Source organism: Peribacillus sp. NPDC101481 (genome assembly GCF_044767165.1).
Classification (GTDB): domain Bacteria; phylum Bacillota; class Bacilli; order Bacillales; family DSM-1321; genus Peribacillus.
Genome location: NZ_JBIWNJ010000001.1, coordinates 336,712 through 349,328, shown reverse-complemented (window position 1 = coordinate 349,328; position 12,617 = coordinate 336,712). Strand labels below are relative to the sequence as shown.

Genomic DNA, 12,617 nt, shown 5'->3' with positions numbered 1-12,617 from the left:
AAAAGCAGGTGAATGATTAGTGGATATCTTTTTTCTTGAATCGACCGCCTCGAACTTCCGCGATATCCCCAACGGCAAGAAATGCAGATGGATCGAAACTTTTGACTATCTCTTTAAGTTTAGCTTCCTCAAGCCTGTTTATTACACAAAAGATGACTTTTTTATCATCACCAGAATATGCACCTTCACCAGCTAAAAAGGTTACGCCCCGTCCAAGGCGATTCATTATGGCATCACCGATATCATTAAATTCATCACTGATAATCCAAACAAATTTGGATTCGTCCAAACCTGCGATGACGATATCCATCGTTTTATATGCCACGAAGTAAGCAATGATCGAATACATGGCACGATCCCACGAGAATACGAAGCCCGCACTGCCAAGGATGAATAAATTAAAAAACATGACGATCTCCCCAACGGAAAAAGGGAGCTTCTTGCTAGCGAGTATGGCAAGTATTTCTGTACCATCCAATGAGCCGCCATATCGAATGACCATTCCAACACCAATGCCAAGAATCATTCCGCCGAAAGCGGACGCTAGGAGGATATCTTGAGTGAAAGCTGGTACATGATGAAGCAATGTAGTGGTAATGGAAAGGACTAAAATTCCATAAAGGGTAGATAATGCGAAGGTTTTGCCGATTTGTTTATAACCGATAAAAAAGAAAGGAAGATTCAAAATGAATAGAAAGATTCCGAGCTTCCATCCAGTAATGTAAGATAACATAATCGATATACCCGTTATGCCCCCGTCGATTACGTTATTCGGCACTAAAAAAATCTCGAGGCCGACAGCCATTAAAACTGCACCAATTGTAATTAGTAGACCTCTTTGTAAAACTTGTCTCAGTGTTAATTTTTTATGCTGGGTCTTCTTATGCATAATTTCTGTTGTACTTGCACCTGCCAGGTCTGACATAATCATGCCCCCCACTCCTTCTCTCTATATAGGTTCTATTTAATTATAAACCTATAGGTATAATTAAATAAAGAAATTAACATTCTTGATTAATATATTCTCGAATAATTATTTTTGTTATTGATAATGTCCTGCAATGATGAAGCAGGGTTGAAAATGCTTGTCAATACCATGTAATCCTATTCTACTCCTTACAAAACAATAGTATTTCTAATTTTTATGATTTTATGATGGAATCCAGCATTTTCTTGAGATATAAGGAGCGCCGAAATAGTCAGTGTGTAAATATATAGGAGTAAGGAAATAAAAAACCTTTGAGGTACTATGGATTTCCATTACAATATAGGAGAATAGAACGTTTGAGGTGGTCAAGTAAAAAAATGGAACAATCAATTGTGGCATCAAATCCTGTCCTCTTTATGATTGCAGTACTTTTGATAATAATGGCGTGCTATACGGCGTTGGATTTACTGACAACATTACTGACGATAGAGAAATATAAACGCCTGGTGTATATTGGGAGCAGCTGCTCTATGGGAGTGGCTATTTGGACGCTTAATTTTGTGGTCATATTCACCCTTGATAATTCAGGAATGGCAGCATACAACATTGCTACAATAATTTTTTCGTTAGCATTGGCGATAGCTCTCGCAGGAGTTGGGTTATTGGCCATATCGTATAAGACACAAGTGTTGCAAATCGTTTTTTGCGGCTTCATGTTTACGATGGCCATTTTATCCAATTATATAATGGGAACATCTTCTTTAAACCATTCTTTGCACTTTAGCCCATTGTCGGTCTTCAGTACGCTTTTAAGTATCTTTAGTTTATTTGTAGCAGCACTTGCAATATTATTTTATTTTAATAAATTAAGTCAATCCTCGCTAAAGCCAATCAGTACTCTCTTGATGAGCGGGGCAATCATTGAAGGCTATTATCTTTTTTTAAGAGTGTTACCGATGAACACGAAAAATGAAACGGGTGAATTTGTTCCACTCACCCCATTTATGCTTTATCTTACATGCTTCGTTTCATTATTCATCCTTGCCAGCTTGATCGCTTCAAGTACGATAGTTGGCAGGCGGTTGGCAAAAAGCGACAATACTGTGAGCGATATCCGTTCTGCTTTAGATCAATCGGCGATAGTCGCCATCACGGATGCAAAAGGAATCATTACATATGTTAACGAAAAATTCCTGGAAATATCACAATATGAAAAACATGAACTAGTAGGGAAAAATCATTCCATCATCAATTCTGGTTATCATACAAAAGAATTTTTCGCTGACCTATGGCTAACGATCAGCCAAGGGAAAACATGGCATGGTGAAATATGCAACCGGGCTAAAGACGGTAATGTTTATTGGGTGGATACAACTATCGTTCCCTTTATGAAAAAAGGTAAGCCATATCAATATATTTCGATCCGTTCAGATATTTCCAGTCGTAAAAAAGCAGAAAATGCACTAAAGGGGTCAATCAAGGAACTGGAGGATATGCAATATGCAATCAACCAATCCTTGATTGTGGCGATTACCGATGATAAAGGAGTCATTATCGAAGTGAATGATAAGTTCTCCGAGGTTTCCGGTTATGGAAGAGATGAACTGCTAGGCCATACACATAAGATAGTTAATTCTGGATACCATTCAAAGGAATTCTTTGAACATATGTGGAAAACCGTCCATGAACGGAAAGTTTGGCATGGTGAAATTAGAAACAAGGCGAAAGACGGCAGTTTTTATTGGGTCGATACAACAATTGTTCCATTTTTCAGCGAAGAAGGAAAGCCATTTCAGTTTCTGGCACTTAGATATGATATAACTGAGCGTAAACAATCGGAAGAGATGCTCCATCGGCAGGATAAATTAGCCGCTGTCGGTCAGCTTGCTGCTGGAGTGGCACATGAAATACGAAATCCGCTGACCTCCATGAAAGGGTATACGGAATTTTTGCAATTAGATGAAACGGACGAAAATAAACTGGAATATCTGGAAATAATCATGGACGAAATCAATCGTGTGAATGAGATAGTTGAAGAGTTCTTGCAATTGGCCAAACCACAGGCCTTGATATTAGAATCGAAGAATCTTGTGCCGGTCATTCAAAACGTCGTATCTTTGACGGATTTTGAAGCCAGGAAGAAGAACATCACGCTAATTTCGGATTTCAATGAAGAAGAGATCCTCGTTCGTTGTGATGAGAATCGATTAAAACAAGTCATTTTGAACTTCATTAAAAATGGTATGGAGGCTATGCCTGACGGTGGGTTCATAAAAGTCATGACTGAACTTAAAGAGGATAAAGTGCATATATCCATTACCGACACAGGAATTGGGATGCCGCCAGAGCAGCTTAAGAGACTGGGAGAACCATTCTTCACAACGAAAAAAACTGGTAATGGGTTAGGTCTCATGATCAGCTTTAAAATCATAGAAAGCCATTTGGGAAATGTCTTTGTCGAGAGTGAGGTCAATAAAGGTACAGTCTTTAATATCGTGCTCCCTATTTAATATCAATAATAGGAAGCAATGATTGAAATCAACAACTTTAAGAAGCTGTCTGCGTGGGGGAACTGGATTTGGATAAACAAAAGCATGTCAATATTATTAGCTTGAAGGTATTTTACTTATTTTCTTTTTTTGCAGTGGGAAGTTTAACACCGTTATTAAGCGTTTATTTGGCCAATGAGGCTGGCTTGTCCGGTATTGAAATAGGTACGATCATGTCTGTTGGACCGATAGTGATGATCGTTTTTCAACCTTTTTGGGGAATTGTCTGTGATTGGAGCGGGAGACCAGCAAAAATACTGGCAATTACATCGTTGCTTGCTGGTGTATTCGGTTTAGGCTACCTACTGTTCGAGCACTATTTACTAATCGTATCCGTCGCAATCGCTTTGGCTATCTTTCAAAGTGCGATAATACCGGTTTCAGATAGCATCACCCTTCAATATACAACAAAAATCAAATCGAATTATGGGAAAATCCGTTTATTCGGTTCACTTGGTTACGGTGTGGCCGTTTTTGTAATGGGAAGGCTATCTGAATCCTTCATGGGTCCTTCAGTGATATTTTATGCCTTTTTCTTCGGTCTTTTGATTGCGGCTAGTCTAGCTCTTCGTTTGCCTGAAGAGACACCTGGTGAAAAGGTGAAGCTTTTCGGTGGAATGAAAGAATTGATCACCATGAAACGGTTTCTTATCTTTCTTGCCATAACGTTCCTGCTATTTGGTCCTAATCTCGCAAATAATGTATACTATGGTTTGTTTGTAGAGGCAAGGGGAGGGACATATACAGGAATTGGCATTGCTTTCCTTTTAGCTGTATTATCGGAAATCCCCTTTATGAGAATCGCAGGTACCTGGATTCATAAAATAGGCCTGCTGCCAATTACCTTACTGGCTGGAACGGCCTCATTGGTCCGCTGGGTTTTGTACTTCACCGAACCAAGTTTGGCTACCGTATATGTGACTTCGATCATTCAAGGGTTTTCACTTGGCTTATTCATTCCTGCAGCTTTACAATATATCAGGGAAGTTGTCCCTGCACGAATAACAGTAACAGCAATAACGCTTTATTCCGCCATTGGCAATGGATTGGGTAACTGGTTCAGTACCTTCAGCGGCGGGATAATATTGGAGAAATCTGGAATATATGCTGTCTATTTATTTTATGGTTTACTCACGCTGATCGGGATGCTGCTTACAATATGGCTCATGAGGTTAGATATAAAATTAAAAGTATTGGGAAAACCCATAGGTAAAATAGAAAAATGATGGAAAATATACCGAGGGACCTCTTAACCTTTCATGGTGAAGAGGTCTTTTTTACTTGTCTCTCAACAAGTTTGAGAGAATGCCTGCTAAATGATCAAGCAGAAAACGCGAATGGGATTCATCCAATCCCTCAGACTGTATGCAAACTTGATTAAAAGTTTTTTAAGGATTTTTAACCGTTGATAGGAACCTAGGGCACTCGCTCCAATCACCTTTCTTATAAAATTTAGATAGAATCCCTTTTGTAACCCCTTTCAGCCTTTTTTAAAAAGGAAAGGCTTTTATTAATTGGAATTTTTACCCATAACAATCAGTTTTTTGTTTTTGGAAATAATATGATTTAATGGAAGGTAGAGAATGAATGGAAGGATGAGTGTTTTGAGCAAACCAAAAGTGTTGGCTGCTACCATCGTATCAGCTCTTATCGGCCTGTTTTTTTTATTTTGCCTTGGATGGGCGATTACTGACCATTACGGAAAAGGAACTTCCGATAGAGAAGTAATGGAAGAAACCCCCATTAAAAATGATCTTCCTGATGATTTTACGGTAGTGGCATTAGGCGATTCATTGACACGCGGCACAGGTGATGAAACAGGGAAAGGCTACGTTGGACTTGTTGTTGAAGATTTGAAGAGCGAGTACAATAGAAAACCAATCATTCATAACCTCGGAATTAATGGACAAGTGTCTAAAGAATTGGTGCAGCAAGTGAAACAACCGGAAGTGAAGCGCCAAATCCAGGCAGCTGATGTTATTTTAGTTACAATCGGGGGTAACGATTTATTTCAAAAAGGCCAGACCCTGCTTGAATATGATCGTGAAGCTATATCTTTATCACAAAAGAATTTCTTGGGAAATTTAGATGAAATTTTTAAAGATATCAATAAAGCCAATGATACAGCTACCATTTTATTGCTTGGGCTATATAATCCGTTTATAGATTTGGATGAAGACTTTGATACGAACCGCATTGTTCGTGACTGGAATAATGAAACGGCAGAAGTTGTGGCTCTTTATAAAAATGCAATTTTCGTTCCAACATTTGATTTATTTCAATTGTCGGTAAATGAGTATTTGTATTCGGATAAATTTCACCCTAATAAGAAGGGGTACCGTTTAATTGCTGATAGAGTTGCTCCTTTAATAAAATGGGAGGATGTGAAACGATGAAACAGGTGACATTGTCTGTCAGGGACTTGAGAAAAAGGATTGGCAAAAGGGAAATTATTAAAGGAATAGATTTTGAGCTGAATGAAGGTGAGGTTTTCGGCTTTTTAGGACCGAACGGAGCAGGCAAGACGACGACGATCCGCATGTTGGTCGGTTTGATTAAGCCATCCTCAGGTTCCATCCATATATGCGGATATGATGTCCGTCAGGAATTTACGAAGGCTATGAAGCAAATGGGCTGCATCGTTGAAAATCCAGAGTTGTATCCTTTTTTGAGCGGATGGGATAATTTGCTCCACTTTGCAAGAATGTTACCTGAAGTTGATGAAACAAGAATGATCGAGGTTGTTGAACTCGTCGGTCTGCAAGCGAGAATTCACGATAAAGTGAAGACTTATTCGTTAGGTATGAGGCAGCGCTTAGGAATCGCGCAGGCAATGCTGAACAGCCCTAAGCTCTTGATTTTGGATGAACCGACCAACGGTCTAGATCCTGCCGGAATCCGTGAAATGCGGCAATTCATCAGAAAGTTGGCTGAAGAAGAAGGTATGAGCGTTCTGGTTTCTTCACACTTATTAGGTGAAATACAGCAACTTTGTGACCGGGTTGCAATTATTAAAGGGGGGGAAATTATTAAAACGGATACGGTGGAAAGCTTATTATCCACGCAGGAGCGGATATTTTGGCGGGTGGAACCTATACAAAAGGGAGCGGAAATTCTTAGCAGCTTCACCGAAATTACCATAGATCAAAAATATATCATTACAGCCTATGATGAACTCAGAACACCCGAATGGAATGCTGCACTTAACCAAGCAGGGGTGAGGGTGCATGAAATGAATCGAAAGCTCCCGGGATTGGAAGAATTGTTTTTGCAAGTTACCGGTGTCGGAGGTGCAGGCATTGAATAACTTGATTCAAAATGAAATGATGAAGTTGTTGGCAAAGAAACGATTAATCATAATCGGTATCATCGTGGGAATTTTAGTGCTGATGTTTACATATGCCCAATACAAACAAGTGGAAGAGCAGCGGAAGAAGTTGGGAACTGATGATTGGCGTTCAGCTCTTCAGCAGCAAATCATTGATACTCAAAATCGTTTGGGCTCGAATAGGATGCTCGATGAGTGGCGTGAACAGCTGCAAGTTAGTCTGAAGCAGCAGCAATATTATCTAGATCATGATATCAATCCCTCAGAACCAGGCGCAGCCACCTTTACACGCATGTTTTTGGAAAATGCAATCGATTTGTTCATTCCGCTGTTGATCATGATTGTGGCTAGTGATATGGTTTCCTCCGAAAGCAGTCAAGGGACAATCAAGCTTTTGTTGACCAGGCCAGTGGAGCGCTGGAAAATCTTATTGAGCAAATATGTAACATTATTATTATCAGTTTCGATTATCGTCGCGATGACAGCCTTATTATCTTACCTTTTATCAGGTATCGTTTTCGGATATCAAGGATGGGGGGCTCCTGTAATAACCGGATTCGAATTGAATGGGGCTGACGTGGATGTCAGTCAAGTAAGGTTAGTGGAACAATGGAAATTCCTATTGATGGATTTGGGACTTGTCTGGCTGGTGGCGGTTGTTGTAGGAACCCTTTCTTTCATGCTTTCGGTTTTAGTGAGAAGCACCCCTGCAGGCATGGGCATCATGCTGGCTGCATTAATTTCCGGGGCTATATTGAACAATATGGTTTCATCATGGGAATCAGCGAAATACTTTTTTATGGTGAATTTGAAATTGACCGCTTACATCAGCGGTACGGCTCCACCGATTGAAGGGATGACTTTATTATCCTCCGTCATTACTCTGCTCGTTTGGTGGGCGCTTGCTTTAATCGTATCTTTTACAGTATTTACCCGGCGGGATGTATACTGAGAAACAGCCTAACAAATTATAGGTTGTTTCAGTTTGTTGACATAGATGGTTCGGGAGTTTCGCACCCCGAACATGATTATAAAAGAAGACTCGGTTTAACTGGCTAGCCGAGACCCCCTATAGATGCTTGGAACACAGTCGGCGGAAAGGGAGCGGATTTAAAGCGGGGACCGCAAAATAACGGCTCCAGAGTCCGAATAATGAAGTGAGGTCGAAAAAATTCGTGGACGGTCGAATAAAGTGCAGGGAAGGTCGAATAAAGTGCAGGGAAGGTTGAATAACTGCGTGGACGGTCGAATAAAGTGCGGTGAAGGTTGAATAACTTACGTGGACGGTCGAATAAAGTGCGGTGAAGGTCGAATAACTGAGTGAACGGTTGAAAAAAGTGCGGTGAAGGCCGAAAAACTGCATGATCGGTCGAAAAAAGGTGCCTTGACTGTCGAAAAAAGTCATCTGTAACTTTTTTAAAGAACTGTAGGCAAACTCGCTTTCGAATCTTTCTTACTGTCTGTAACAGCCTATATAAATTATAGGTTGTTTTTTATTTTCTCGTACAGGGTATCCTTTAAAAAACAGTATGTTCAAATTAGGAGGATTATAAATGGATGATAATCATTTGAATAAAAAATTCATGCCAATGACTTCAGTTTCCAGTGGAGATGTACAGATTATAAATGATGAAATATATTGTCTGTCCGTCCAAATAGTTAATGTAATTTTTATAGGGTCATCCAAAGATGATGAATGGGTATTGATAGATGCAGGGATGCCGCGTTCAGCAGAGGTAATAAAGAAAACTGCTGAAGAAATATACGGACCGCAAAATCCACCTGCCGCGATTATTTTGACACATGGACATTTCGATCATGTTGGTGCATTGATTGAGTTAATGGAGTATTGGAATGCTCCTGTCTATGCCCACATTAAAGAAATGCCTTATTTAACGGGACAGGAAAATTACCCCGAACCTGATCCTACTGTTGAAGGGGGAATGGTCGCTAAAATTTCATGGGTATTTCCGAATGAGGGAATCAACCTTGATGAAAAAGTTCAGCCATTGCCTGATGATCATAGTGTTCCCGGGCTTCACGATTGGAAATGGGTTCACACCCCTGGCCATTCGAAAGGACATATATCACTTTTCCGTGAAAGTGACCGAAGTTTGATTGCAGGAGATGCTTTTGTGAATGTCAGGCAAGATTCCCTATACAAGGTTATCACTCAGGAGAAAGAAATAGCAGGCCCGCCGCGGTATTTGACAACCGATTGGGAGGCTGCCAAGGAATCGGTAAGGTTATTGGAAAGTCTGAAGCCGACTGTTGCCATAACGGGACATGGTTATCCTGTAGAAGGGAAAGAACTGGAAATGGGTTTAGCGAAGCTTGCAAAGGAATTCGATTCATTAGCTAAACCGGATCACGGGAAATATGTGGAATGAAGCGTGAACGAGTTCCATGAATAATTTCTCTTCAGAAGTCAAAAATAAACAAGCAACTTATGAAAAATGGAGGGATTTCCGTGACTAATTTAAGAGATATCATGACAACAGACGTGGACTGTTGCACTGCGGAAGATAATATATATGAAGCAGCAGTCAAAATGAAGAATGATGATGTTGGTGTCATTCCTGTTTTGGAGAATAACCATTTAATTGGTGTTATAACAGACAGGGATATTGTCATTCGCTGTGTTGCCGAGAAAAAGCCGAATTCGACTAGAATTACCGATGTCATTACCACCAATCTTGTAACAGGCACGCCTGATATGTCCGTGGAGGAAGCTGAGGATTTAATGGCTACCGAACAAATCAGAAGGCTCCCTATCATTGAGAATGACAAGCTGGTCGGAGTCGTGGCATTAGGTGATCTTGCTGTACACCAACAGTCAAATTCAATGGCTGGAAATGCTTTAAGTTCAATTTCCGAAGACAGAGACCAAATTCAACACTAAAAACAAAAACTCTGTTAGCTTTTGCTAACAGAGTTTTTATTATTAAAGATATTTATTGAACCATCCTTTGATTTCCTCAACATGTTGCAAGCGCATTTTTGGAGATCCGCTTCGGGATACTTCATGAGTTTCATCTGGGAAAGAAACAAGTACCGCTTCTTTATTTTGACGTTTTAAGGCGACAAAGAATTGCTCGCTCTGTTCAATGGGACAGCGGAAGTCCTTATCACCGTGAAGTAAAAGTAAAGGGGTATTCACATTGGAGACATATTTTAATGGCGAGTGCTGCCATAATTTTTCAGCAGAGTTAACGATATCGCCGCCAACTTCCCACTCTGTAAAATAATAGCCAATGTCACTGACGCCATAAAAACTTAGCCAGTTACTTATGCAACGCTGAGTCACAGCGGCCTTGAAGCGGTTGGTATGTCCGATGATCCAATTTGTCATGAACCCTCCATAACTTCCTCCGGATACCCCTAAATTTTCATGGTCTATAAAATCATACGTAGCTAAAACGTGATCAACTCCTGCCATTAAGTCTTTATAATCCATGCCTCCATAATCTCCCCGGCAGGCATTTACAAAGTCTTGGCCATATCCTATACTCCCGCGCGGGTTAGTGAACAATACAGTATACCCTTCATTAGCCAAGGTCTGGAATTCATGAACATAGGTATTGGCATACATCATATGCGGTCCGCCGTGGATTTCTAAAATGAGCGGATATTTTTGATTTCCATCAAAATCGGTCGGTCTCATGATCCAGCCGTGGATGGTAAGTCCATCAACGGATTGGAATGTTATTGGTTCAGCCGTGGACAAATGTTTATCCTTCAAAAAATCCTCATTAACAAAACTGATTTGTTCCTTATCACCATTGGTAAGGTTATAGGCAAAGAGATCGCCGGGATGAACAGGTGTGCTGATGGCCACGACGGCACGGTGGCTTTCGGGATCTATAGTCAGGCCGTATATATGCTGCGGGTCAAGGATTGATGGATACATGGCTCCTTCAATCGAACCATAATATACCCCGGTATTTCCATAATCACTTATTAAAAAGTAAAAACCTTGGCTATCGTTTGTCCACAATATACCTGGGTCGACGGCTCCGATTTGGAAATCCCCAATTGCGGAATCGCCTATTTGGACGTCCCATCCATCGGTCAAACATTGAGTCGTTTGATCGAAAATGGAATATAACCAGATATTTGAAAAGGTGGCACCGGCAAATTCTTTATTATGGCCAATGAAAGATAGATGCTCGCCATTTGGAGACCATTTCGGATCTCTAAAGAAACCTGTACTATCCGTTATCTTCTCTAAAGATTTCGTTTCAAGGTCCATGATGAAAATATCGGAAAAAAGTTCATCATCACTTCTTTCTGCATCCCCGCTTATGAATGCAATATGCTGTCCGTCTGGGGACCATGCATTCGGTTGATGATCCACATTGTTTTCCGTTAGCAGTGTGGATTCTCCCTTAAAAATGTCCACTATAACCAGCTGCTGATATAACTGATCAAAATAGCCTCTTCCATCCGATTTATACTTAATCCGGTCATACCTATTAACTTTTTTGGTCAAATCATTTTCCTTATCCGTATTAAGGTTTTCGTCTTCCTTTAACCCGGTAGAAAGCAGTAACTTGGTGGAACAAGGAGACCAAATAGGTTTTGATGCGCCGTTAACGAAATGGGTCAACTGGCGAGCTTCCCCACCAATGCTCCCAATAATGTGGACTTGTTTTTTCCCTGATCTGTCTGAAATAAAGGCGATATGCTTTCCGTCTGGGGACCAGGCTGGTGATGTATCACGATTATCCCCAAACGTCCATTGCTTTGTTTCATTCGTAATCAGGCTGAACATAAACAGATTGGAAATGTATTTTTCCGTTTTTTCATCGATTCTGGTTTGGACATAAACCGCCATACTGCCATCCGGTGATAGCTTTGGATCGGTCACTGATTTCAAGTGAAATAAGTCTCTTGCTGTTATACCTATTTTGTTCATCCTTTTCACCCTTTCATTTCTCATAGTTATGTATTTCGCTAAAGAGAAATATAAATCCTTTAGTAAATGGTAAACGCGTAAGGTTTATTTATCAAGGACGAAAGAAATGAAAAAAATCCGGCCTTTTCGTCAGGTCGGATCATCAGGATATATAGGCGAAAAACTTACAATTACTTATGCATGTGTCGTGTATGTGGGCGGTGCGGCGGTATTTGGAAATTATGTTCTTCCATCATTTTATAATGTTGTTCAAAATGTGAAACCATTTTATCGGCTTCTTCTTTTGATAGCGCGCCATACTCAACATATTTTTGGATCAATATCTTTTTGTCAGCGAGTATCTGCTTTTGGATCTTGGCGATTTCAGATTTTTGAGCATCAGTGAATTGTACACGTTCCGTTTTTGCTTTATTTTCCTCTGCAGCTGGGTGATTCAGGTTGACTAAGAATAGGGAACAGGCTGTTAAACAGATGACTAAAAACTTTTTCATGAATGAACGACTCCTTCTTTTGTTTTTTTGCCTTATGAAGAATTGAAGAGCATTTAAAACCTGAAAGTCTCTTCCTTGTAAATGTTTTTCTTTATGGAAGATTCCTTATTCTTTTATTATCATTTACAGCATTTAGAGTTTTATGTAAAAAAATAGGTAAGGGTTTGTTAAAGAAAGATATGGGTAATTTAAATGTAAGCACAAAATTTTGATGTAACTTCGAAGAAAGGGGGGGATTATGATCTGGACGATTATTGGTGTAATAATATTATTATGGGTTCTTGGTCTGGTTTTTAAAGTGGCTGCAGGCTTTATACATATCTTGCTTATCATCGCGGTCATTCTCATTTTGGTTAAAGTTTTTAAGGGAAGGAATCGAGTGTAGATATGTATCAAAGGCTAA

The 12,617-nt window shown here is 40.0% G+C and carries 11 protein-coding genes; 8 read left to right on the top strand and 3 right to left on the bottom strand.

All coding sequences use genetic code 11. The annotated features are described in order from the left end of the window. Positions 1–16 precede the first annotated feature (16 nt). Entirely contained in the window at positions 17–889 is an 873-nt protein-coding gene (locus ACIROD_RS01590; RefSeq protein ID WP_397315077.1) for a YitT family protein, read from the bottom strand. 416 nt (positions 890–1,305) lie between these two features. Between ACIROD_RS01590 and ACIROD_RS01585 the strand changes: the two genes are divergently transcribed. From ACIROD_RS01585 to ACIROD_RS01555, 7 genes are all read left to right on the top strand, one after another. Further along, entirely contained in the window at positions 1,306–3,438 is a 2,133-nt protein-coding gene (locus ACIROD_RS01585; RefSeq protein WP_402937349.1) for a PAS domain S-box protein, read from the top strand. 68 nt (positions 3,439–3,506) lie between these two features. Then, entirely contained in the window at positions 3,507–4,703 is a 1,197-nt protein-coding gene (locus ACIROD_RS01580) for an MFS transporter (protein WP_402937347.1), read from the top strand. 378 nt (positions 4,704–5,081) lie between these two features. Further along, the gene (locus tag ACIROD_RS01575) at positions 5,082–5,873 is read left to right on the top strand and encodes an SGNH/GDSL hydrolase family protein (RefSeq protein ID WP_402937345.1); all 792 of its coding nucleotides are present in this window, start codon (positions 5,082–5,084) and stop codon (positions 5,871–5,873) included. Continuing rightward, the gene (locus tag ACIROD_RS01570; protein ID WP_230175807.1) at positions 5,870–6,784 is read left to right on the top strand and encodes an ABC transporter ATP-binding protein; all 915 of its coding nucleotides are present in this window, start codon (positions 5,870–5,872) and stop codon (positions 6,782–6,784) included. The genes ACIROD_RS01575 and ACIROD_RS01570 overlap by 4 nt, the downstream gene beginning before the upstream one ends. Continuing rightward, positions 6,777–7,757 carry an ABC transporter permease gene (locus ACIROD_RS01565; protein WP_402937343.1) on the top strand — a complete coding sequence of 327 codons (981 nt, stop codon included), beginning with the start codon at positions 6,777–6,779 and terminating at the stop codon, positions 7,755–7,757. The genes ACIROD_RS01570 and ACIROD_RS01565 overlap by 8 nt, the downstream gene beginning before the upstream one ends. A 601-nt stretch (positions 7,758–8,358) precedes the next feature. Beyond that, positions 8,359–9,195 (top strand): MBL fold metallo-hydrolase, encoded by an 837-nt coding sequence (locus ACIROD_RS01560; RefSeq protein ID WP_402937341.1) that lies wholly within the window; start codon positions 8,359–8,361, stop codon positions 9,193–9,195. Positions 9,196–9,275: 80 nt separating this feature from the next. Beyond that, a complete protein-coding gene (locus ACIROD_RS01555; RefSeq protein WP_402937339.1) occupies positions 9,276–9,707 on the top strand; it encodes a CBS domain-containing protein in 432 nt (143 codons plus the stop codon). 42 nt (positions 9,708–9,749) lie between these two features. Here ACIROD_RS01555 and ACIROD_RS01550 read toward each other — a convergent pair whose 3' ends face one another. Further along, entirely contained in the window at positions 9,750–11,723 is a 1,974-nt protein-coding gene (locus tag ACIROD_RS01550; protein ID WP_402937337.1) for a S9 family peptidase, read from the bottom strand. 170 nt (positions 11,724–11,893) lie between these two features. Next, positions 11,894–12,214: a YckD family protein gene (locus ACIROD_RS01545; protein ID WP_101225110.1), complete on the bottom strand. Its 321-nt coding sequence runs from the start codon at positions 12,212–12,214 to the stop codon at positions 11,894–11,896. Between the two features lie 238 nt (positions 12,215–12,452). Between ACIROD_RS01545 and ACIROD_RS01540 the strand changes: the two genes are divergently transcribed. Next, positions 12,453–12,599, top strand: a complete 147-nt coding sequence (locus tag ACIROD_RS01540) for a lmo0937 family membrane protein (protein WP_157831131.1) — start codon at positions 12,453–12,455, stop codon at positions 12,597–12,599. Positions 12,600–12,617: the final 18 nt, after the last annotated feature.

What these genes read in the sequence shown, in the direction of transcription:
- ACIROD_RS01590 (WP_397315077.1), bottom strand. Translation starts at nt 889, where the DNA reads ATGCATAAGAAGACCCAGCATAAAAAATTAACACTGAGACAAGTTTTA.
- ACIROD_RS01585 (WP_402937349.1), top strand. Translation starts at nt 1,306, where the DNA reads ATGGAACAATCAATTGTGGCATCAAATCCTGTCCTCTTTATGATTGCA.
- ACIROD_RS01570 (WP_230175807.1), top strand. Translation starts at nt 5,870, where the DNA reads ATGAAACAGGTGACATTGTCTGTCAGGGACTTGAGAAAAAGGATTGGC.
- ACIROD_RS01560 (WP_402937341.1), top strand. Translation starts at nt 8,359, where the DNA reads ATGGATGATAATCATTTGAATAAAAAATTCATGCCAATGACTTCAGTT.
- ACIROD_RS01550 (WP_402937337.1), bottom strand. Translation starts at nt 11,723, where the DNA reads ATGAACAAAATAGGTATAACAGCAAGAGACTTATTTCACTTGAAATCA.
- ACIROD_RS01545 (WP_101225110.1), bottom strand. Translation starts at nt 12,214, where the DNA reads ATGAAAAAGTTTTTAGTCATCTGTTTAACAGCCTGTTCCCTATTCTTA.
- ACIROD_RS01540 (WP_157831131.1), top strand. Translation starts at nt 12,453, where the DNA reads ATGATCTGGACGATTATTGGTGTAATAATATTATTATGGGTTCTTGGT.